The organism is Ruminococcus callidus ATCC 27760, from assembly GCF_000468015.1.
Classification (GTDB): domain Bacteria; phylum Bacillota; class Clostridia; order Oscillospirales; family Ruminococcaceae; genus Ruminococcus_C; species Ruminococcus_C callidus.
This window is the reverse complement of sequence record NZ_KI260408.1, coordinates 28,857-52,224: the sequence shown is the minus strand read 5'-3', so window position 1 is coordinate 52,224 and position 23,368 is coordinate 28,857. Positions and strand designations below refer to the sequence as shown.

Below are 23,368 nucleotides of genomic sequence, written 5' to 3'. Positions count from 1 at the left end.
GACCTATACCCTCCGCCGGAATTGTTTTTCCAGATCGTATTTTCGAATCACAAACATTACCGGTCTGCCGTGCGGACAGTGTCGGACATTTTCATCGTCCCATACTTGCTGTGCCAGCTTCTGCAATTCTTGTATGGTGGAATGATCGCCGGAACGAATGGCAGATTTGCAGGCAATGGTGTGCAGAGTATCGTTGAAAGTGTGTACCTGCGGATCGCGTTTTCCTAGTACTAGGTTATGTGCGATCTCTGTGACAACCTCATCAATATTCAGTGGCAGTACGAAAGACGGCACGGCAGTTGCCCGCAATTGCGGCGGACTACTGCAATCAAAGGCAAATCCCATTTCTGCTAACTTTGGAAGATTTTCCTGTACCGCTGAAAACTCTTCCATGGAAAGCAAAGTTTCGCTGGGGCGAAGCAACATCTGGCTGGTCAGCTTTGATGCTCCGGAGCGAAGCTGTTCAAAGAGCACTCGCTCATGTGCGGCATGTTTATCAAAAATCAGCAGTTTGTCTTCTTCTGCAGCTTCTGCAATGATATAATTCTCAAAAATTTCTCCCAGCACGTGAATCTGTACATGCTCTTGAGCCTTGGGTTCTGGCACTGCTGGGAGTGTTTCTTTTGCTGCTGATACAGGATTTTCTGCAAAGGAACGACTGTTGAGAAACTCATACTTTCCTTCAGACAACTCTGGAATGGAAACCGGCTCCACAGGTCGAGATCTTTCGGTTTGTTCTGTATATGCTGTTTCTTCCAGTTCTTCATCATGAAATTTTGTTTCCGGAAGAACGATTGGCGGAACTGCAATGGTTGCCGAAGCGGTGCTGACCAGTGGGGCAACAGTTTCCCTTGTCGTTTCTTTCGGTGCCGGTTCTGCTGCTGGCTTTTCTGTCGGCGGAAGGAGCACTTCTGGTTCTGGCTCTGAGATCTGCGGCAATGCTGGTTGCACAAATTCCTGTTGAGGTTCTGGCTGTGCAGTCCAATCCCGCTGTGGAACATGATCCATTTGAAACTCATAAATCAAGCCGTTTTTCATCAGGGCATTTTTCACTGCGAAGAATAAACTGTCCATGACTGCTTTTTCATTGGAAAAACGAACTTCTGCTTTTGCAGGGTGAATGTTTACATCTACCTGTTCCGGCGGAACTTGCAGCATCAACACGCAGGTGGGAAACTTTCCGACCATGATCAAATTCTGATAGGCGTTTTCCAAAGCTACGCTGCACTGTCTGGATCGAACATATCTGCCATTGATAAAGAAATTCTGAAACGTTCGGTTGGAACGGGAGTACAAAGGCTTTCCCACAAAACCAGTCACCTGATTCATGCCGTCCTCATAAGAAACCGGTATCAAGTCATGAGCGAACTCTTTTCCCAGAATGGCATAAATTGCAGTGTACAAGTCACCGCTGCCGTCGGTACGGAATTCCGTTCGGTTATCCCGTATCATGCGAAATGCGATTTCTGGGTGTGACAATGCGATTTTCTGAACGATCTGGCTGACGGCGTTTGCTTCGGTCACATCTCGTTTCATGAATTTTTTCCGAACCGGAACATTGTAAAACAGGTCGCGGATCAAAAGTGTTGTCCCGTCCGGACAACCGGTCTGTTCCAATTCTCCTGCTGTACTGCCGGAAATGCTGTAGCTGGTGCCGAAATCATCCTCTTTTCGCTTCGTCAATACTGTGACTTTTGCCACTGCTGCAATGGAAGCCAGAGCCTCACCGCGAAAGCCTAATGTGAAAATGTGATCCAGATCGGTTTTTTCTGCAATTTTACTGGTGGCGTGACGGAGAAAAGCAGTAGGTACTTCCTCCGGTGCCATGCCGCAGCCGTCATCTACGATTCGCATGTAAGTGGTACCGCCATGCTGAATTTCCACTGTGATGTGTTTTGCTCCGGCATCGATTGCATTTTCCACCACTTCTTTGATAACAGAAGACGGACGCTCAATGACTTCTCCGGCGGCAATCAATTCAGAAATTTCTTTCCGCAAAACTGTAATATGCGGCATGACAAACACCTTCTTTCTAAGCGGTATTTTACCGCGGACATGTGAACACTTTTATTAAAGCGTGTTTACATACTAGGACAGCATCGATGTGAGATCAGCCAGTAGTTCCCTGCATTCTGCATCACTTAATTCTGCCAGATGTGTTTTTTGCAAGGTGGCAATTGCCCGTTCCTGCTGCATTGCTGCAAAACTGATCTGTCCAGTCTGTGCGGTTTGCTTCGGGGCGGATACTGCTGTCTGTGCTTCCATTTCTGCCAGCAGTTCCTTGGCACGTTTGACGACCTGATCCGGCAGCCCTGCGAGTTTTGCAACAGCAATGCCGTAGCTGTCATCAACGCCGCCAGGAACGATTTTTCGCAGAAACCGAATGGTATCGCCGTGCTTCTTGACAGCAACGCTGTAATTTTTTACCCCGTCGATTTCTTGTTCTAAATCCAGTAGTTCATGGTAATGGGTGGCGAACAAAGTTTTACAGCCGATTTTCCGGCTGCTGATGTACTCTGCTACAGCACGTGCGATGCTAACACCGTCCAACGTGGAAGTGCCTCTGCCTACTTCGTCCAGAATTACCAGACTGTTCTTGGTGGCATAATTCAAAATGTCTGAAACCTCTTTCATTTCCACCATAAAGGTACTCTGTCCGGCTGTCAGATCATCTGATGCTCCGATACGTGTGAAGATCTTATCCACGACAGAAATTTTGGCATACTCTGCCGGCACGAAAGAACCGATTTGAGCCATTAGCGTAATCAACGCCACCTGACGCATGTATGTAGATTTACCTGCCATATTTGGTCCGGTGATCATCAGCATACGCTGTGCTTTGGTATCCAGATAGGTGTCATTCGGCACAAACATTTCCTCTGTCAGCATGCGTTCCACAACAGGGTGTCTGCCGCCGGTAATCTGAATGCTGCCGTCTACTGCGATTTCCGGTTTTGTGTAGTCGTTCTCAATTGCCACATTGGCAAATGAAGCCAGCACGTCAACTTGTGCAACTGCCGCTGCTGTTTCCTGAACTTTTTTCAGCATGGCAGCCAGGCAATCCCGCACTTCGGAGAAAATGCCTTCTTCCAGACGCAGTACGCGGTCTTTGGCTCCGAGAATTTCATTCTCTACATTTTTCAGTTCTTCTGTGATGAAACGTTCGCTGTTTGCCAGTGTTTGCTTTCGGATATAGTCCGAGGGAATCAAATCATAATAAGAACGAGTAACTTCCAGATAATAGCCAAAGACACGGTTATAGCCAATTTTCAAACCCTTGATGCCTGTACGTTCTTTTTCCCGCTGAAGAATTTCATCGATAATCTGTGTGCCGCCGTTCATAATGTGGCGTTGCCGATCCAGTTCTTCATGGAAGCCGTCCCGAATCACGCCGCCGTCTTTCAAAGTGATTGGCGGATCATCTACGATTGCATTTTCTACTAATGTACACACTCGTTCCAGCGGCGAAATTTGTTGCTCCAGCGTTGCCAGCAAGCGGGAATCCCCTGCCAGCTGTCGTAGCTGTGCTTTCAGTTCCGGCAGCTGCTGGGCAGTCATGGAGAGTGACTTCAAATCCCGTGGAGTGGCTTTCTGGTAAATGACTCTTGTCATCAGACGTTCCAGATCATAGACGTTGTTCAGCAGATCTCGGACTTCCATTAGCACAAGGCTTTTCTTGACAAATGCATCTACTGCGTCCAGTCTTGCCATGATCTTGACGGGCTGCACCAGCGGCTGTTCCAACCATGTTTTCAACAGCCGTTTGCCCATAGCGGTTCTGGCATCGTCCAACAGCCATAACAGCGAACCTTTTCGCTCCTTGTTGCGAATGGTTTCTGTCAGCTCCAGATTGCGGCGGGCGTTCAAGTCCAGCCCCATTGCTGAAGCACTGTCTGCAACTTCAATGGAAACAAAACGTGCGATGTTTCGCTTCTGAGTTTCCCGAATATAATCCAGCATACCACAGACAGCACTGACATCAGCACCGTCTTCTGTCATGCCCAACAAATCCAAGGAAGGAACACCGAATTGCTGGCATACCAATTCCCGATTTTGTACCGGATCGAAGCAGATGTCATCTCGCAGAGAAACTGCACACTGCAGCCGAACTTTGATAAAATCCATAACGGACTTCAAAGAGAGTGCCTGACTGTTCATTACCAGTTCTGCCGGCATGTAGCGGGACAGCACGTCCATAATGCGGACAGAAAGGTCAGATGCTTCCTGTGGTACTGTCAGGGACATTTCTCCGGTGGAAAGGTCTGCGAAGCAAAGTGCACAGGAACCGTCATTTCCGTAATACAGGGTACAGATATAGTTATTGGAATCATCTTCCAGCATGCTGCTCTCGATCAGCGTACCCGGCGTAACAATACGAATGACATCACGTTCTACCAAGCCTTTGCTCAATGCTGGATCTGTCATCTGCTCGCAAATTGCGATCTTGTATCCCTTATCCACCAGACGTTTCAAATAGAGTTCTACACTGTGATACGGTACGCCGCACATGGGAGCCCGTTCTTCCAGACCGCACTCTTTTCCGGTCAGTGTCAGTTCCAACTCTCTGGAAACCAGAATAGCATCTTCGAAAAACATTTCATAAAAGTCGCCCAATCGGAAAAACACGATACAGTCACTGTATTTTTCTTTGGTCGCTGCATACTGCTGCATCATAGGAGAAAGTTTTTCTCTGGGGACATCTGCTAAGTTCATGGGATTCACCTCCGATAATCACTTCAGAACTTGTTTCGCGACAGGTGTTCAGTGACAGCCGCCGCAGGAAGAACAGTTGCCAGTGCAGTTGGTCAGATCCGGGTGACACCGATCCGGATCTTCTCCGTTTGCACACAGGGACAAAATGGTGTCCACTTCCTGCATCATCATATTCATTGCCTGCTTGGCAGTATCAAAAGCCTGCATGTTCGGGTTTTCCATGATCTGCAAATAAAGTGCCTGTATCTCCTGTTCCAGTTTTTCCAATTTTTCCGGATTCCGGTTTTCCTCCAGCTTTTTAGTTTCATGCTGATAGGACATTTTTTTCAGATTAAATGCCTGTATATTTTCCTGCAGTTCTGTATCTGCATCATTATCGGTTTTGGCTTTCCAATACGCCTGATAACGCGGGTCTGCCTGAATTGCTTTGCCCAATTGTCTTACCGCAGCTTCTACTTCTGTCATGCCTGTTCCTCCTCTACCAGTTCGCCAAGTACTGCCCAGTTTCTGGCTTCTGTAATTCTGACATTCTGAAATGTGCCGATCAGGGAGGGGTCACCGGAAAATTCCACAATAATGAATGCACTGTCCTTTCCGACCAGTCTGCCTTTCCGCTTGCTCTCCCCGTCTACCAGTACTCGCAGTGTTCTGCCAATGAAGCGTTTGTTGTGTTCAGAAGCGATGTCCCGCTGCAAGGCAAGCAAACGCTCCATACGATTTTTCTTTTCAGCATCTGTGGTGTGATCTTCCATTTCCGCAGCCTTGGTGCCGCGGCGTTTGGAATAAATAAATGTATAGATGTTATCATACTGCACACTTCGGATCAAATCCAGTGTGCCTTGAAAGTCTGCTTCGGATTCATCCGGAAATCCAACGATCAAATCGGTTGTCAAGGAAAAATCCGGATCTCTTTGCCGAAGATAGTTGACACTCTCCATATATTTTTCTACGGTGTAGCGGCGATTCATGCGGCGGAGCACATCATCGCTGCCGCTTTGTACCGGCAAATGCAAATGGTGCCCGATCTTCGGACATTCCAGAATTGTGTCCAGCAGTTCCGGCGTAGCATCTTTCGGGTGTGACGACATAAACCGAACTACAAATTCTCCCGGAATTGCATTGACTTTTCGAAGTAGCTGTGCAAAGGTCAGCGGCTGCTCCAAATCTTTTCCGTAGGAGTTTACATTCTGTCCCAACAGCATGATTTCTTTATAGCCGTCTGCTACCAGTTGTTTGACTTCATTTAAAATCTGTTCCGGATCACGGCTGCGTTCCCGTCCGCGAACATACGGTACAATACAGTATGTGCAAAAATTATTGCAGCCGAACATAATGGGGACAGAAGCTTTGAACGGGTGCTCCCGTGACGGTACGATTCCCTCATACATGGCGTCGTATTCGCCGGTATCACAGGCAAACTTTTTTCCCTGAAAATGTTCCAGAAGCAACTGTGGAAAACGGCTGAGAGAAGCAGTACCGAAAACAATATCCACAAAGGGATAATGTGTCCGGACAAATTCTGCTGTATGTTCTTCCGATGCCATACAGCCGCAAAGCACCAGAATTAGATTCGGGTTTGCCTTTTTGTACTTTTTTACATTGCCGAGAATGCCGTATACCCGATCTTCCGCACTCTCCCGCACGGCACAAGTATTGAACAGAATCAGATCTGCATCTTCATAGGAATCGGTCATTGTATAGCCCAGTTCGATCAGCATGCCGCGAATTCGTTCGCCGTCTGAAACATTCAGCTGACAGCCAAAACTATGCACATGTGCACGCACAACGTCCCGATCTTGAAATAGATAGGGTTGTAACTGATGCCGCATGGCTTCTGTCACTGCTGTCATTGTCTGATTGTTCCGACATTCCATAATTCTCTATCTCCGTTTCTGTATTCCATTGAAAAAGGTCATTACACTTTATTATAGCATAACTCACTTTTCTTTGCAAGAATTTTTTTCGAATTTTCTGCAAAAAGCAAGGCTTTTTCTGAATTTGCCCTTCGGAATTCCATTCCGAAATTTCAGGAAAATCGCAGAAGGGGATTTTCAGATAATTTCCAGCCACTTTTCACAAGGCAATCACAAACCACTGATATACTGTTACCATCGTCATTTGAAGCAATTGTTTCACATGTGCATAAGTACGGTGCAAGAGTGCCGCTGATATTCTTACCGTTTCTTGCAAGAAGCGGACCAACCATACTCGTACAGGAATCTATCACTCCTTTCCACCGTTTCAAACGGGTAACCTCTTTTTCATCATCTTCATTTTCAAAGTTTGGTTTTGCAGCGGATGCACGCATACACCTGCAAAACAAATTTTTGTTCCTGTACGTTCCTATAAATTGAACTGAAACCGGCAGGTCTCCTCTCCTTTTCCCTGCCGGTTTCTTCTGTTTGGAGGTATATTTTATGGCAGAACGATACTTTTCTGCATCGGCGTATTATCAGCAGACATTTGGCAGACCAGTACAGAAAGCAGTATTGGACATTGGCTGCACTTGCCCTAATATTGACGGAACTATCGGAACCGGCGGCTGTATCTTTTGTGACGGCGGCAGCGGGCATTTTACCCATAGCGGCACCGTTACACAGCAACTTGCACAAGAACGACAGCGAATCCAGCAGCATATTTCTGAAGCAGGCATCATTGCTTATTTTCAGGCACACACCAATACATATGGGGATCTGCATTACTTGGAAAGCTGTTATTTAGAGGCATTGCAGCAGCCTGATGTAGTCGGAATTGCAATTGGTACCCGTCCGGACTGTCTATCTGAGGAGATCCTTTCTGTTTTGGAAAATATTTCTGACAAAACGCATCTGACTGTTGAATTGGGATTGCAGACTATTCACGAAAAAACGGCACGTTTTTTTCACAGAGGGTATTCTTTTGCGGTTTTTCAAAAGGCGTTTGCCGCACTGCGGGAGAGAAAGATTCGAATTTGTGTGCATTTAATCAACGGGCTGCCGTTAGAAATAGATGCAGATATGTTGGAAACAGCCCGTGGGATTGGCAGATTACGCCCTGATGCTGTTAAAATCCATTTGCTGCATATTCTTCGGGATACACCTTTGGAGCAACTGTGGAAAGCTGGAAAATTACAGCCACTTTCCATGCAGGAATACGTGCAGATTACTGCGGCACAGTTAAGCCTGCTGCCGCCGGAAACTGTAGTGGAACGGCTAACTGGTGACGGTGCTTCTGACAGATTGATGGCTCCGCTATGGAGCAGGGATAAACTTGCAGTGCGAAACGCGATTGCTCGTCATCTGAAGCAGACAGATAACTGGCAGGGAAAATACTATCAAACATAGAAAGCCGGACGAATGTGCATCTTCGTCCGGCTTTTTGCGGGTACAAAAAATCCGGAACGGTAGACCTCCATTCCGGACATTTTTATTCGGTTCATTTTATGAAAGAACTTTCATTCTTTCGCATCAGTTTCGATTGGACTCACTCCTCACGTTGTTTCGTACCATACAAATCGTCTTTTTAAAAGCCACACATTAAACACGTCCTTTCCGATAGAACACGTTTCCTATGATCTTTGCAAGTACAATATCAAGCCATGGGACTCACCTTTTCTGTTATATTTCAAAGAAAAGCTTTTCTTTCCATGGGAATCACCTTTTTCATTCGAAGTGACTGATAAATCAAAACATTTTACTTCATGGGAATCACCTGAGATTGTTACTTGGGAGATCAGCATACTATGTAAAGGCAACTATGTGCCGGAGATTTCATGCCGTCATCGCACGAAATTAAATATATGCTGCCAATTCAAATAACAGATTTTTCATGCAGACAGTTGCGAATGTCATGCATCAGGTGCAACCAGCTTACAGATTTTTTTATCATTTCTTACGTGCCCACAGCCAATCGAAGTTGACTTCTCGCTACGTTCTTAATCCTGCATCACCGGCGATTCACCCGATATTGACAGCATATCCAACTGTGATTCTTCACTTGCCATCGGATCTCGCCCTCCCTTTTGATGTAAAATCGTTTCCGCAAAAGGAATGAACCTTAAACCTTGGGAAACTTATCGCTCGGGAATCATTCAACTTAGATCTTTTCGCCAGCTCCTTGTCGCTGTTCCCTTTCGTTGTTTATATCATACCACACTTCAAGTGCAATGTCAATATATTTTTCCAGAAATTCTATTCGATTTTGTTTGTTTTGAATAATGAAAAAGAAATCAGGGCATTTGCTTTTTATTCTTTTGCATGATATAATATTTCAAAATAAACTGTCACCTTATATAATTTTTTAAAGGATAACTTATTTGCATAAACGCATACTGTTTCTATGCTGCTTTGATTTAAAAATTATATTTAAAATGAAACACACGGATACGTGGATAGAAATGAGCGTATTTCCTTAGATATACGCAAATTAAAAAGGCGGAGCAAGGGAAAACTTGCTCCGCCTTTTTAATTTATTGAATTTTCAAAACCGAATTACTGTGCTGGTGCTGCGGTTTGAGCTGGTTCTGTAGCAGGCGGCTGTTCCGGTACAGTTTCTGCAGGAGCAGCTGTGGTTTCTTCTACAGGTTCTGTTTCCGGTGGTGCAGTCGTTTCCGGTTCCGGATTATAGGCATAATATACGATGACCTGATACTTGTCGTTCAGATTGATCGAATCTCCTGCCCCCAGATCAGTTTCCTGTCCGTTTTTCGTTACAACAATACGGATGACACTGCCGTTGCTATAGCCGGAACTGCTCTCTGCAGATTCAGTATAAGGAATGTTGAGTTCGTCCAGTTTTTCTCCGTAAGAGTTGTGTCCGCTTCCGGAGTAAGACGGAATCTCAACTGTTGCGGAGCCCTTGCTGACTTGTACTTTTACTTTTTTAGATGAATCAAAAGTATCGCCTACTTCATATTCCTGCCAGCAGATCTGTCCGGCAGCATACTGGTCACTGAATACTTCCTCTGCATCAAATGTGATCCACGAAGCGTATTGCGTTTTAGCATTCTCAAAGTTCTTTCCCAGAAGCTGCGGCATCACGCTGTCACCCACTGCTGCCGTTGTAGTCACTTCCTGTGTTTCAGAAACAGCAGTAGTTTCAGAAATTGCTGTTGTAGTTTTACTGGATTCGGAAGAATCTCCTTTGAACAGGTCACCAGCTACCACGAATACCACAATCAGCAAAATCAACAGCAAGACAATTCCCACAATGATCGGAACACGCAGACGATCTACTGCTCCTGCCTTTTGCGGCTGGCGATAATTATCTTCTTCCTGATAATCATCATAGGCGTAATCATCAGAATAGCCAGTATCATAATTCGGATAGTTCTGGTCATCATAAGGCTGTTCCGGATATTCCGAATACGGTTCATCTGCATAAGGCTGCTGGTTTGCATATGGTTGCTGTCCGTAGCCACCATTGTCGAAACCGCCATAAATGGCATCTTCTTCCTCTGCATGTTCGTCAAACAAACGAGTTACCAATTCGGTTACCGTTTTGGTACGTTCTGTTCCGTTCAGGTTCAGTCCCTGCATGATTACATTGGAAACATGACGAGGAATGTTGGGGTTCAGAACTGCCGGTGCAACCAGATTGTCATTTTCCATACGGCTGATTGCAGAGGGCGGCATAGAGCCGGTCAGAACTCTGTAAATGACCGCACATACAGCATAGACATCTGTCCATGTGCCCTGCTGTCCGTTGGCAGAGTACTGTTCCGGTGCAGCGTATCCATTGTAAATTTCGCATTCCAGTTCCGTATTGGCAGTGCGGACTGCGGCAATAGAAAATGCTGTCAGCAGTAATTCGCCCTTATCTGTTACATAAATAGTATCTGGTGAAATTGCACGGTGCACTACGCCGGAATTGTGTAGCAGACTCAGTGTTGTCAGCAGCGGCGGTAGCATATGTGAAAGCTGTCCCCATGTCAATTCCCCGGCATTATCTTTCAGGTAGTCTACAAAGCGGACACTCTGGATATATTCATCTACCACATAAGTAGTATTGTTTTCTGCAAACAGGTCTACCACTGTATTGACATGCACTTGTCCGCGAAGCCGTGCCAGTGATTTATGCAGTTCGGTGAATTCTGCCATCAGTGCCTTATATTGTGCGAGCCGTGCCGGAATCACGCTGATCACAGGTGAACCGCTGACACGATTGCACAGATTTGGTGGCATATATTCCCGCAGATATACTTTACAGCCAATGGATTGGTCATACGCAAGATAAGTGATACCTTCTCCGTTGACAGACAGTGTCACACCGACAATATAACGATTATTGAGTTTTGTTCCCGGAATGATAAAAGACGGGTCACTCGGAGCGTTGTCGTAATATCCACAATTGGGGCAGACTCCGCCAGAAAATTCTGTGCGTTCCATGCAGCCATAGCATAATTTCCGTTCTCCCAAAGCGATACCTCCTGTTTTTTGGTTCGGCAGGTTTTATTATTAAAATTCCTGGATTTGGAAATCTGTTAGGAATTCAAATTCTGCAAATTATATTTTACCAGCAACTCTAAGCGATGTCAACTGTTTTCCCTGAAATTTCATTTGATCCTGTTCAAATTGTATCCATTTGTAATAGATTTGATACTGTTTTTCGGTATCAGAGCGAAATCAATCCTTGATCCAGCATCTTTTGTGCTGCCAGAAGCACGCCGATCTTTCCGGAAGTATAGGTCATGCCACCCTGCATCCAGACTGCAAATGGCTCCCGAATCGGAGCATCAGCAGACAATTCAATGGAGGCTCCCATGGTAAACGCACCAGCTGCCATGATGACTTTACTGGTATAGCCTGGCATATCCCACGCCTCTGGTACTACAAAGGAATCCACGGGAGAACCCTGCTGGATTCCCTGACAAAATGCAGTCAGATGTGCTTCATCCCCCAGACAGATCGCTTCTACAATGTCCCCACGTGTTGTACCTACTGGTGGGTGGCAGGAGAAGCCAAAGCTGCCGAACAGAGCAGCTGCAAAGTCTGCGGTTTTTAATGCATTTGCCGTGGTATCCGGTGCATGGAAGAAGCCGAGATACAATTCCCGATTCATGTCCAGTGAACAGCCTACTTCCTTGCCCATACCGATGCAGGTCAGACGCTCTGCACACTGCTGCACAAGGGCTTCCTTTCCGGCAATATAGCCGCCGGTGCGGGCAATACCGCCGCCAACATTTTTAATCATGGAACCGATCATCAGATCACAGCCAACTTCTACCGGCTCGCTGGTTTCTACGAATTCGCCGTAGCAGTTATCCACCATAATGACTGCGTCTGGATTTGTGCTGCGAACCAGTTCTGCCAGCCGTTGGATTTGTGCTACGGTCAGTGCCGGTCGTAGAGAGTACCCACGGGAACGCTGAATATAGGCAACTTTTGCTCCGCGAACGGCATCAGGAACTGCCTCATAATCCGGTGTACCGTCTTTCAAAAGCGGCACTTCCCGATAGGTCACGCCGAAATTTTTCAGAGAGCCACTCTGGGTATCGTCGTTCAATCCGATTACGCCCTCTAATGTGTCGTAAGGTCTGCCAGTCAGAGAAACCATCGTATCTCCTGTCCGGAGAATACCAAACAGTGCCACTGTCAGAGCGTGCGTACCGGAAACAAAATTATGCCGTACCAGTGCATCTTCTGTGCCAAATGCAGTTGCTACGACTTTATCCAGAACCTCTCTGCCCTGATCGCCATAGCCATAACCAGTTGTGCCATAGAAACAAGGTTCACTGACACGGCTTTTCTGGAAAGCAGCCAAGACTTTGGCACCATTATAGGCAGCGTTATCCTCGATTCTGGCAAAGTCGGCTGCACAGCTTTTCTCTGCGGCTTCTGCTGCCGCAGCAAGCCTGTCGTCAATGGGAAAAAATTTTTGAATCTGCATAGCTTACAGTGCTCCTTTTTCTTGCTGTTCTTTGGGAATATCCTGTCGTTCCAATACATATTCCGATTCAATTTCCTGAAATCCGATTTCCCGATAAAAGCTGATTCGCACATCCAATGCAAACAGAGCAGCCTGTTTGCCCTCTCGTGCCAGTTCTCCAGCGATCCACCGCAGGAAATCCCGTGCATAACCGCTTCCACGCTGTGCAAGTTTTGTGGCAACTTGTCCCACCAGCACATGTCCTTTCCAGTCGTACACCAGTGTCAGCGTAGAACTATTCTTATAGGTCAGCACCTGACTCATATGGTGACGGCAGCGATGCGAAACGTCTGTCAGCCAGAGCGAATATTCCAACAAATTGGGAAATCCTTCCTGCAAGATCTGATAAACATCTTGCAGCTTGGGCGTGTCATTAATGTCCTCTGGACAGAATACCGGTGAGGGCTCTGAAGGCGTTAGCTGAAATGTGGAACGGTGGAGTTTTTGATAGTTTGGAATCTGCGATAGGATCGGCAGCAACGATGCCGGACACTCCACCCGAAACGGCAGATGCATAGCAGTGAATGTGCAGATTTCTTCTTCCGGCACATCTCCTTCGGTGCAGATCAGCAGGGTTGCATTAAACAAAAACAGCCAGCCAGTGCCGCCACAGCCTGTCACCCGAAAGAAGCGGCAGAAATCGTAGCTGCCGCCGTATGCTTTCTGATAGGCAAGCATTTGTCTGCCACGCCAGCTTTGTTCTAGAATTGCGGTTTCCGCTGCTGAAAATGCAGTGATTTGTTGTATCATATCGATGAAACTTCTTCCATTATGGATTTTATCAGCAGCGGCAGCAAAGCCGTGCAAGCATCAAGGTCTTTCAAATCCGCCAGACAAGACGGCGAATGCAGATAACGGCAAGGCAAAGATATTGCCAGTGTCCGTACACCACCGCGGCTGGCATGAATTGCACCGCTGTCATTTCCGCCGGCAATGCGGGATTTGGTTTGGCACGGAATCTTGTTTTTTTCGCAGATGGAAAATGCCAGACGGTATAATTCCTTATCATAAATTGCACCGCGATCCATAAAGGATATTACCGGACCTTCGCCCAGACTGCACACTTTTGCATCACCCTCTGCACCGGCAATGTCTGCGGCAGTGGTGGCTTCCAGAACCAGAGCAAATTCCGGATTGACTGTATAGGCTGCCGCTTTTGCCCCACGCAGTCCGATTTCTTCCTGCACCAGAAAAGCAGCGGTAAAATCGTAGGGGGCTTCCTGCTCCAGCAGGTGCAGCAGCATAGCACAACCTGCACGGTCATCAATTGCCTTGCTGCAAACACGGCTTTTTCCCATGCGGGTAAAGTTTGGAGCGAAATAGACATAAGTTCCCTCGCGGGCTGCTGTCCGCCGTTCTGCTTCCGGCAGAATACCCATATCCAGAACAAGTTCGTCCCACTTGGGCAATTTTTTCTTTTCGTCCGCAGACAACAGGTGCACCGGCTTTGTACCGATTACACCATGCAGATGCTCTTCACCGACCAGCACTTGCCGTCCCAGTGCAACTGATGCATCTACGCCGCCGACTGCTTCCAGACAGTATGTGCTGTCGGAGTTGACGTGAGTGACGATCATGCCGACTTCATCCATATGGGCACTGATCATCAGCTTGTGCGGAGCACGTTTTTTTCCCTGTTTTTGTACCAGCAAACTGCCCAGCGGGTCGATTTCCCACGTAACATCTTTTCGTTCCCGCAGGACAGAGAGAATATAATTGCGAACTTCTGATTCGTCACCGGACGATGCACAGAGATTACACAGGGTTTCAAAATGGTTCAGCATGTTCCGCACCTCCTAAGGTAAGCAGCCAGCAGTTCACCGTTTTTTTTCACATCAGAGATCTGAATTACTTCTGCCGGTGTGTGCATATACCGCAGCGGTATGGATACCGTTCCGGCACAAACGCCGCCCTTTGTGACAGAAAAGCAGTCTGCATTGGTACCAGTTCTGCCGGACATCACTTCCGGTTGCCATGCGATTTTTTCTGCATCTGCTGCTGCAATTAAATCATCAGTAACTTTACGGGAAAGAGAAGGAGAAATGCCGATCATCGGACCTTTTCCCATGCTGCCGCATTTTGTGGCATCACCGTTGTGTTCCAGTGCAAATGTCACATCTACAGCGAGGGCAATATCCGGCTCAATGTCATAGGCACCGATCGTGGCACCGCGTTCGCTGGTTTCTTCCTGTGTGGAAAACAGAATGGAGCAGCTGCATGGCAGTTCTTCTCCCTGTATCAGAAACAGAGCATAGAGAATAGAAGCCATGCCGCAGCGGTCGTCCAGAGAACGGCTGCATACAAAATCGGATTGCAGCGGTACAAGCGGCATATCGAAAGAAACAGTATCTCCTGCTTCTACCAGTTGCTCCAGTTCTTCTTTGGTATATCCGGTATCAATTGCAAGTTCTGTGACAGAGAGCACATGTTCTTCGCCGTTCTGCAAGTGCGGCGGCATACAGCAAATCACACCGGCAATGTCCTGTTTTCCATGAATTACGACACGCTGTGCTGGCATGAACCGACAGTCCAACCCGCCGGCATTTCCAACACGGACAAAACCGTCCTCTGTAATCGCAGTGACCAGAAAGCCCACCTGATCCATATGGGCATCTAACAGCACATGTGGCTTGCCGCTTTGGCGTTCGCCCAGTATGCCGATGACATTTCCCTGTCGCTGTTCAACAGTGTCACAGTACGGTGTTAGCAGTTCCTGAGCCACTGCAGCAATGCTGTTTTCACTGCCGGACACGCCGGAAGCTGCTGTCAGCTGTTCCAGCAAATTCAACAAATCCATGTCAGTGCAGCTCCTTTACCAGATTTTTATAGTGGATTCCTCTTGCTTCAAAGTTCGGATAGAGGTCGAAGCTTGCACAAGCCGGCGACAGTGTAACAATATCCCCCGTCTTGGCACGCTTTCTTGCCTCCTGTACTGCTTCTTCCATGGAGCCAACATGTACCAACTCCGGAGCACCTTCCTGATAGAACTGGCTGCCGCGGATCGCTGCTTCGATTTTATCTGCGGTTACGCCCATGAGCAATACCAGCTTCACCTGTTTGCAGACGGTATCTGCCATTGGTTCAAAAGGAATCTTCTTATCATATCCGCCCATAATGACAATCAGTTTCTGTTGGAAAGAACGCAGTCCAGCCAGTACACGTGTCGGACTGGTGGCAATGCTGTCATTGTACCACTTGACACCGTCCAGTTCGCGGACGAATTCGATACGATGTTCTACACCGCCGAAATTCTTTGCCACATACTGTATATCTTCGACAGAAACTGTGCCCCATACGGCATTGATTGCAGCCAGGTAGTTTTCTACATTGTGCATGCCCGGAATCCGAATGTCATTCATGTGGACAACCGGTGTGTCCTTGCCGTCTTTGGTAAAGCACAGCATACCATCTTCCCGCAGATAGGTGCCGAATTCCGGTTTGGTTCTGCGGGAAAACGTAGTCAGCGTGCCGCGAACCATTGATGCCAGATGCATAGTGGGTTCGTTGTCCAGATTCAGAATGGTTCTAGAGAATGCATCCTGATGTGCAATCAGATTGGTTTTGGCATAGATATATTCTTCCATCGTACCGTGTACGTCCAGATGATTCGGAGCGATATTGGTAATGACTGCAACATCCGGCGACTGCCGCATGGACAGCAGCTGAAAGCTGGAAAGTTCTACGACAGCCACATCATCTTCGCGGATTTCTTCAATAATCGGCAGCAGAGCACGACCAATATTGCCTCCCTTGTGTACACGAAAGCCAGCATGGGACAGGAACTCTGAGATCAGTGTGGTGGTTGTAGTCTTGCCGTCTGAACCGGTCACGGCATAGATCTTGCACGGACAGAGAGAGAAGAATACTTCCATTTCGGAGGTGATAACAACGCCCTTTTTGCGTGCTTCCTGCAATTTTTCGTTGTGATAGTACATGCCTGGTGAACGGAAAACTACATCATAATCAGTCAGGGAATCCAGATAGCTGTCCCCCAGACAGAATTTGACTCCGAGAGATTCAAATTCTGTGTAGACTTTTCCCAGCTGTTCCGGATTCTTGCGGTCCAGCAGAGTAACATCAATGCCCTTTTTGCGAAACAGGCGGATAATATCTCCATTTGTAACACCGGTTCCGATAAATGCCACGCGGCTGTTCTGCATGGTTTCAAAAAAACGTGCAACGTTATGCATAATTGCTTTCCTCCTAGCTTGTGACAGAACAGCAGGCACGATCAAATGGATACGTGCCTGCTGCAAATCATTCTTTTGAACAATAAAAATGACTTATTCGTTCAGAAAATCATTCATGGTGATTTCTACGCGGGGATTGCCGTCAGAATCGTCGTCAATCATTTTTACCTTTTCCATAACAATGTCCTGATTCGGTGAGGACTGTGCACCGTCTGAACCCAGAGAACGCTCTACCTTCAGGAAAGAATCTACTACGTCCATACCTTCGGTAACTTTTCCGAATGCAGCATATTGTCCGTCCAGAAATGTGTCATCATCAGAATAGCAGATGAAGAACTGGCTGGAAGCACTGTCCGGATCGTTGGATCTTGCCATGGAAACTACACCACGGGTATGAGAAAGATTGTTTTCTACGCCGTTTTGAGAGAATTCGCCCTTGATCGTTTCAGAGCTGCCGCCGGTACCGTCACCGCTCGGATCGCCGCCCTGTGCCATAAAACCATCTACTACACGGTGGAACTTCAGACCGTCATAAAAGCCGTCCTTGACCAGCTTTTCAAAGTTTTCACAAGTGATCGGTGCTTCGTCCGGATACAGTGTGATGACAAAAGAACTGCCGTCTGCTGTAGAAGAATCCGACTTGGACGAACCGCAGGCTCCGAGGGTTCCCATCATCATAACAGCACTGATGCCCAGTGCCAGAAATTTTAAACTACGTTTTTTCATATTGCATTGCCTTTCTGTGAGAACTCGGCAATTTGCCGATTCTGCTGATTTTTTCGGCATTCCCTTTTCGGAGTGCCAGCAGAGTTTGCCTTGTATCTTTCAGAGCGAACTGGAAGGTAAAATAAACTCCTACGGATAAATGATATTATAGCATGTTTTCTTTGGAATTGCAAGACTTTTTTGTTATAGAAACACTGCATAAAGCTTGTGCGTAAGATGTGTAGTCAGATTTTTCGGCGGATTGTACAGAAATTCTGCACGCAGATTGCGTGCAAAGCCGTCAGGCGGGCTTTATGCAGTGCTTCCTTATGATAACGTCTTTGCAATGACATCTAAAATTGCGTGTCCCACAGCTTCCTTGGATTGCAGCGGCAATTCTTGTTCTTTTTGAGCCTGTATCAGTGTTACTACGTTGGTATCGGTTCCAAAGCCGGCACCAGCAACTTTTAGATTGTTGGCACAGATCATATCCAAGTGTTTTTGCTTCAGTTTGGCTCTGGAATTTTCCAGCATGTGCTGGGTTTCCATAGAGAAGCCGCAGAGAAACTGTCCTGCTGGCTTATGTTCGCCCAGATATGCCAGAATGTCCTTGGTACGGGAAAGCGGTAAGACTGCATCTCCTGCCTGTTTTTTCTGTTTTTCCGCAGAAACTGTTGCCGGACGGTAGTCTGCCACAGCAGCCGCCATAATAATGGCATTCTGTTCCGCAGCCCGTTTGGTCACTTCCTGATACATTTCCTCTGCAGAGGTCACAGCAACAGTTTGTACAAAAGGCGGCGGTGTGATTGCCGTAGGACCAGTTACCAGTGTCACATCTGCTCCGCGGAGCATGGCACATCGTGCCAGTGCATATCCCATTTTACCGGTGGAATGGTTTGTCAGGTAACGCACCGGATCTACAGCTTCTTGTGTTGGCCCCGCAGTGACCAGTATCTTTTTGCCCTGCAAGTCTTTTTTGCAGGCGATTTCCCGCAGAATCCAATCCAGAAGCATTTCCGGTTCCGGCATTTTTCCCGCTCCCACGTCATGGCACGCCAGCATTCCCACAGCCGGTGCAATGATTTTGTAACCGAATCGTTCCAGCTTTTGCAGGTTGTCCTGCACAATGGGATTCTCGTACATGTGAGTATTCATGGCAGGCGAAATCAACACCGGTGCGGTGCTTGCCATAACAGTTGTGGTCAACATGTCATCAGCGATTCCGTTGGCGATTTTTCCGATCACGTTGGCGGAAGCCGGTGCAATCAGCATGACATCTGCTTTTTTTGCCAAACTGACATGTGCCACATCAAACTGAAAGTTTCGGTCAAAGGTATCGATCAGACATTTGTTTCCGGTCAGTGTTTCAAAAGTGATCGGCGTAATAAAATTTGTTGCGTTCTGTGTCATCAGCACATGCACATCAGCATGCAGCTTTACCAGTTTGCTGGCAAGAGAAGCGATCTTATAAGCCGCAATGCTTCCGGTTACGCCGAGAACGACTGTTTTTCCCTGCAGCATGTTCTCACCGCCTTATGCCAGTTCGCCGTGTTTTTCATAGTGGGAGATTTTTGCCACGGCGTTGTGCTCGTCCACCAGAACAACTTTCGGCTGCATGGTTTTGGCTTCTTCCGGTGTTACCTGAGCATAGGACATCAAAATCACCTTATCGCCGGTCTGTGCCTGCCGTGCAGCAGCACCGTTCAGGCAGATCACACCGCTGCCCCGTTCACCGGCAATGGTATATGTCAAAAAGCGGTTGCCATTTGCGATGTTGACCACCTGTACCGCTTCATATTCCAGAATGCCGGCAGCGTCCAGTAAATCTGCATCCACAGTGATGCTGCCCACATAATTCAGTTCTGCCTGTGTTACAGTAGCACGGTGAATCTTGCCTTTCAGCATGGTGATATTCATTCAGCGGTACCTCCTGCCTGCATCATGAAGTTGTCGATCAGACGTGTCTTTCCGATATAAACCGCAATTGCTGCCAGAAACGGTCTGTCCAGCTTCGGAATCTGCTGCATAGTCATCAGGTCAACAACTTTTACATAATCGATTTTTGCCAGCGGCTCGGCTTCGATGATCTTGGTCATTGCCTGTACCAGCTTTGCTGCATCAGTTTCTCCGGCTTCTGCCAGCTGCTTTCCGGCAAAAATGCTCTTGCTTAACACCAGTGCGGCTTTGCGTTCCGCAGGACTAAGGTAAGTGTTTCTGGAACTCTTTGCCAGGCCATCACTTTCCCGCACAATAGGGCAGCCGACGATTTCTACGTTCATATTCAAATCCAGCACCATACGGCGGATAACCGCCAACTGCTGGGCATCTTTTTCGCCGAAATAGGCTTTGTCCGGCTGGACGATATGCAGCAGCTTGGACACAACGGTGCAGACACCGCGGAAGTGTACCGGACGGCTCAAGCCACAGAGCTCTTTGGTGAGAACGTTCATATCCACAAAGCTGCAAAATCCCTTGGGATACATTTCTTCCGGTGTAGGGTGGAAGATCAGTGCGGCACCAGTACTCTCGCAGAGTGCAGCATCGTGTTCCAGATCCCGCGGATAGCTTTCCAGATCTTCGTTGGGTCCGAACTGGGTCGGATTGACAAAGATGCTGACCACAACACGGTCATTCTGTGCACAGGCTTTCGCAATCAGGCTCTGATGCCCTTCGTGCAGGTAACCCATGGTAGGAACCAATCCGACGGTCAGTCCCTCTTTTCGCCAAGCCTTGACTTGTTCCCGTACTTCTGCAACTGTTTCTACGATTTTCATGCTTGTGCCTCCTGTTCCAGCTGTGCCATTACTTCGTTAGAAATGGCAAACGAATGTTCTTCTGTGGGAAAATTCCCCTCTTGTATTTCACTGCGGTACGACGCGAATGCTTCCTGCATCACTTTTCCGACTTCGGCAAATTTCCGGACAAACTTCGGACGGTAGTCCGAGAACATGCCCAGCATGTCCTGATATACCAGTACCTGTCCGTCGCAGCCTGCTCCGGCACCAATGCCAATTGTGGGAATATGCAGTGTCTTGGTGACCAATGCAGCCAGCTTTGCCGGCACACACTCCATGACTAATGCAAAGGCTCCGGCTTCCTCTACCGCTTTGGCATCTTCCAGCAGCTGCCTTGCTGCATCAGCAGTTTTGCCCTGTACTTTGAATCCGCCCAGCGTGTTGACAGACTGTGGCGTCATCCCCAGATGTGCTACTACCGGAATGGAAGCGTTGACAATGGCACGAATCTGTTCACATACCAGCTTGCCGCCCTCCAGCTTCACAGCACCGGCTCTGCCCTCTTTCATCAGCCTGCCAGCGTTGACAACTGCGTCATAAACAGAGGTCTGATAGGACAAAAACGGCATGTCTGCTACAACCATAGCATTCTGTACACCTCTGGAAACCGCAGCGGTATGGTGGATCATGTCTTCCATAGTCACAGAAATGGTGTCGGAATAGCCGAGGATTACATTCCCCAGCGAGTCGCCGACTAACAGCATATCCATGCCGGCTTCGTCCATCAGCTTCGCGGTGGTGTAGTCATAACAGGTGAGCATCGCAATTTTTTCTCCCCGTTCTTTCATCGCCTGAAGCGTCTGTACCGTTTGTTTCATAAATCAATTCCTCCAAACAGAGAATAGTACAATTTCCCATGGGGAATACTGTCCAGTATCTATCATAGCAGAAAGATGTGAAAATGTCAAGGCGGAAAGAACGATTTTCCGATTCTGGATTCCTGAAAAAGTGACAGCTTTTCTGGTGAAAACCCTACTCATTTTTGAGAAATATGCTGAAAATTCGCAAAGCATTGACAACGCAATTTTGTTCTCGTATAATAGTAGTTAGAAACATTTACATGCAACATGGACAGCGAAAGGATACACTCATGCATCACATGCAAAAAATATGGATTGGGACAGGAACTGTTGCCGCGGCGATTCTGGGATTGTCGCTTCTGACAACTCCTGCGTATGCAGATGAAACAATAGAAACGATCCCGCCGGTTGCCACCGCAACAACACAGTCGGAGCAGTTGACTACAGGCTGGGTGCATCAGGCGGACGGTTCTATTATTTACTATGATACCGATGGCAATAAGCTGACTGGCACACAGGAAATTGACGGAAAATATTACGTGTTTTCGGAAAGTGGTGTACTGCTTACCGGCTGGCAGACTGTCAATGGGAATCGATACTACTATGACAAAGAAACTGGGGAATCACAGTTCGGCTGGCTGGACTGGAACGGCAGCCGGTACTACATTCAAGAAGACACTGGTAAACAAACCGGTTGGCTGGTTTTGGAGAATAACAACATTTCCCGCCGGTATTTCTTCAATGCAGACGGTGTTTTGCAGACCGGTTTCTTTCGTGCGGAAGAAGGCAGCCCGATCTACTACGCCGAAGCAGATGGTGCAGTGCTGAAAGGCGGGATCCATGAGATCGACGGTGCTCCCTACTGGTTCTATGAAGACGGAGCGTTGCACACTGGCTGGCAGACAGTTGACGGTAAGCGGTATTTTTACGATCCGGAAACCGGTGCGATCACGTTCGGCTGGATCAACTGGAACAACCGGAATTATTATATTTCCGAAGAAAAGGGAAAATATACTGGTCTGGAGCAGGTAGACGGAGAATATTATCCGTTCTCGGAAGAAAACGGTGCTATTCAAGAGGGCATGCAGAAGATGCCGGATGGCACGACTCGCTATTATTACAATAACGGTGCATTCCACAGAGGCTGGTTCTATCAGAACAACCAGACATATTATTTTGACGAAAAAAATGGTTCTATGGTCACTGGTTGGCAAAGCATTAGTGGTGCCACCTATTATTTTCAGGAAGACGGTGCTGCAAAGACTGGCTGGCTGAAAGAAAATGGCAAGCTGTACTATTTCGGAGCAGATGCCCAGCTTTGCACTGGCTGGCAGACAATTGACGGCAAACGATATTGTTTCCGGACAGACGGTTCTGCGGTCATCGGCTGGCAAAAAGCTGCCAATGGTTTCAGCTATTATTTTCAGGCAGACGGTTCCATGGCAATCGGCTGGCTGGACATTGATAAGAACAGATATTATTTTCAGAAAGATGGCATTCCGGCTCATGGTGTCACGGTGATTGACGGAAAGTCTTACCTTTTTGCGGACGATACCGGCATTCTGCAATGCAGTAAAACAGTAAATGGTATTACCACTGATAGCAACGGCGTTATCACAAAGCGGCAGTTGTCAGTAAAATATATCAGCCAGAGTGGATTCCCTACCGGCTGTGAAAGTGCCAGTGCTGTCATGCTGTTGCAAAACGCCGGCTACAACGTCAGCGTTGCCGATTTTGTGGATAAGTATCTGGATAAGGGCGGCTTTACATGGAAAAACGGTATACAGTACGGACCAGACCCCAACAGCAAGTTTGTGGGAGATCCGCGTTCTTCCAGCGGGTTTGGCTGCTATGCTCCGGTGCTTACAAAAGCCATGAACAAGATTCTTGGAAACGGCAAGACTGCAAAGAATCTGACTGGTACTGCTTTCACGTCCCTGCTGACGGATTATATTGACAATGGTATTCCAGTGGCGGTTTGGGCTTCAATTAACATGGTAAATGTGGACAACGGCAGACAGTGGGTCATTCCGGAAACGGGTCAATTGTTCACTTGGAAACGGCATGAGCATTGTCTGGTGCTGGTAGGCTATGATGCGGAATATTACTACATGAATGATCCGTACCAGAGCAAGGGACTGGTTGCCTATAAACGCAGCGTGGTGGAAGCACGATATGCACAAATGGGCTATCAGGCAGTTGTCATTCTATAATCATGAACCACAGCACATAAGGCAATACCGCACAAAGAGCGTCTGGC

Annotated in this window: 17 protein-coding genes; 2 read left to right on the top strand and 15 right to left on the bottom strand. The window is 47.5% G+C overall.

From position 1 onward, the window contains the following. Nucleotides 1-3: 3 nt before the first annotated feature. From mutL to miaB, 4 genes are all read right to left on the bottom strand, one after another. Entirely contained in the window at nucleotides 4-2,016 is a 2,013-nt protein-coding gene (mutL, locus tag RUMCAL_RS07920; protein WP_021682203.1) for a DNA mismatch repair endonuclease MutL, read from the bottom strand. A 72-nt stretch (nucleotides 2,017-2,088) separates the two neighbouring features. After that, nucleotides 2,089-4,713, bottom strand: a complete 2,625-nt coding sequence (mutS, locus tag RUMCAL_RS07915) for a DNA mismatch repair protein MutS (protein ID WP_021682202.1) — start codon at nucleotides 4,711-4,713, stop codon at nucleotides 2,089-2,091. 48 nt (nucleotides 4,714-4,761) lie between these two features. After that, nucleotides 4,762-5,178, bottom strand: coding sequence for a YlbF/YmcA family competence regulator (locus tag RUMCAL_RS07910; RefSeq protein WP_021682201.1), 417 nt, complete (start codon nucleotides 5,176-5,178; stop codon nucleotides 4,762-4,764). Beyond that, nucleotides 5,175-6,587, bottom strand: a complete 1,413-nt coding sequence (gene miaB / locus RUMCAL_RS07905) for a tRNA (N6-isopentenyl adenosine(37)-C2)-methylthiotransferase MiaB (protein ID WP_242823497.1) — start codon at nucleotides 6,585-6,587, stop codon at nucleotides 5,175-5,177. The genes RUMCAL_RS07910 and miaB overlap by 4 nt, the downstream gene beginning before the upstream one ends. A 543-nt stretch (nucleotides 6,588-7,130) precedes the next feature. Here miaB and mnmL point away from each other — a divergent pair. Continuing rightward, nucleotides 7,131-8,036: a tRNA modification radical SAM protein MnmL/YtqA gene (mnmL, locus tag RUMCAL_RS07900; RefSeq protein ID WP_021682198.1), complete on the top strand. Its 906-nt coding sequence runs from the start codon at nucleotides 7,131-7,133 to the stop codon at nucleotides 8,034-8,036. Nucleotides 8,037-9,182: 1,146 nt separating this feature from the next. Here mnmL and RUMCAL_RS14640 read toward each other — a convergent pair. The 11 genes from RUMCAL_RS14640 to panB all read right to left on the bottom strand — a co-directional run bounded on the left by RUMCAL_RS14640 (nucleotide 9,183) and on the right by panB (nucleotide 21,126). Further along, nucleotides 9,183-11,108, bottom strand: a complete 1,926-nt coding sequence (locus RUMCAL_RS14640; RefSeq protein WP_051343743.1) for a protein kinase domain-containing protein — start codon at nucleotides 11,106-11,108, stop codon at nucleotides 9,183-9,185. Between the two features lie 196 nt (nucleotides 11,109-11,304). Next, complete coding sequence (locus tag RUMCAL_RS07890) at nucleotides 11,305-12,579, bottom strand: methionine gamma-lyase family protein (protein WP_021682195.1); 1,275 nt, start codon at nucleotides 12,577-12,579, stop codon at nucleotides 11,305-11,307. 3 nt (nucleotides 12,580-12,582) lie between these two features. Continuing rightward, the gene (locus RUMCAL_RS07885) at nucleotides 12,583-13,368 is read right to left on the bottom strand and encodes a GNAT family N-acetyltransferase (RefSeq protein ID WP_021682194.1); all 786 of its coding nucleotides are present in this window, start codon (nucleotides 13,366-13,368) and stop codon (nucleotides 12,583-12,585) included. After that, entirely contained in the window at nucleotides 13,365-14,402 is a 1,038-nt protein-coding gene (locus RUMCAL_RS07880; protein ID WP_021682193.1) for a M42 family metallopeptidase, read from the bottom strand. The genes RUMCAL_RS07885 and RUMCAL_RS07880 overlap by 4 nt, the downstream gene beginning before the upstream one ends. Beyond that, nucleotides 14,396-15,415, bottom strand: a complete 1,020-nt coding sequence (locus tag RUMCAL_RS07875; protein WP_021682192.1) for a M42 family metallopeptidase — start codon at nucleotides 15,413-15,415, stop codon at nucleotides 14,396-14,398. Before RUMCAL_RS07875 ends, RUMCAL_RS07880 begins: the two co-directional genes overlap by 7 nt. Nucleotide 15,416: 1 nt before the next feature. After that, nucleotides 15,417-16,808, bottom strand: coding sequence for a UDP-N-acetylmuramoyl-L-alanine--D-glutamate ligase (gene murD / locus RUMCAL_RS07870; RefSeq protein ID WP_040647552.1), 1,392 nt, complete (start codon nucleotides 16,806-16,808; stop codon nucleotides 15,417-15,419). 93 nt (nucleotides 16,809-16,901) lie between these two features. Continuing rightward, complete coding sequence (locus tag RUMCAL_RS07865) at nucleotides 16,902-17,534, bottom strand: peptidylprolyl isomerase (RefSeq protein WP_021682190.1); 633 nt, start codon at nucleotides 17,532-17,534, stop codon at nucleotides 16,902-16,904. A gap of 306 nt (nucleotides 17,535-17,840) precedes the next feature. After that, on the bottom strand, nucleotides 17,841-19,034 hold the full coding sequence (gene coaBC, locus RUMCAL_RS07860) for a bifunctional phosphopantothenoylcysteine decarboxylase/phosphopantothenate--cysteine ligase CoaBC (protein ID WP_021682189.1): 1,194 nt from the start codon (nucleotides 19,032-19,034) through the stop codon (nucleotides 17,841-17,843). Nucleotides 19,035-19,046: 12 nt separating this feature from the next. Then, complete coding sequence (panD, locus tag RUMCAL_RS07855; protein ID WP_021682188.1) at nucleotides 19,047-19,430, bottom strand: aspartate 1-decarboxylase; 384 nt, start codon at nucleotides 19,428-19,430, stop codon at nucleotides 19,047-19,049. Further along, nucleotides 19,427-20,287 carry a pantoate--beta-alanine ligase gene (panC, locus tag RUMCAL_RS07850; RefSeq protein WP_021682187.1) on the bottom strand — a complete coding sequence of 287 codons (861 nt, stop codon included), beginning with the start codon at nucleotides 20,285-20,287 and terminating at the stop codon, nucleotides 19,427-19,429. Before panC ends, panD begins: the two co-directional genes overlap by 4 nt. Continuing rightward, the gene (gene panB, locus RUMCAL_RS07845; RefSeq protein WP_021682186.1) at nucleotides 20,284-21,126 is read right to left on the bottom strand and encodes a 3-methyl-2-oxobutanoate hydroxymethyltransferase; all 843 of its coding nucleotides are present in this window, start codon (nucleotides 21,124-21,126) and stop codon (nucleotides 20,284-20,286) included. The genes panC and panB overlap by 4 nt, the downstream gene beginning before the upstream one ends. Before the next feature lie 281 nt (nucleotides 21,127-21,407). On the opposite strand from panB, the gene RUMCAL_RS14635 reads away from it, so the two are divergent. Then, on the top strand, nucleotides 21,408-23,321 hold the full coding sequence (locus tag RUMCAL_RS14635) for a C39 family peptidase (RefSeq protein WP_169725999.1): 1,914 nt from the start codon (nucleotides 21,408-21,410) through the stop codon (nucleotides 23,319-23,321). Nucleotides 23,322-23,368 lie beyond the last annotated feature (47 nt).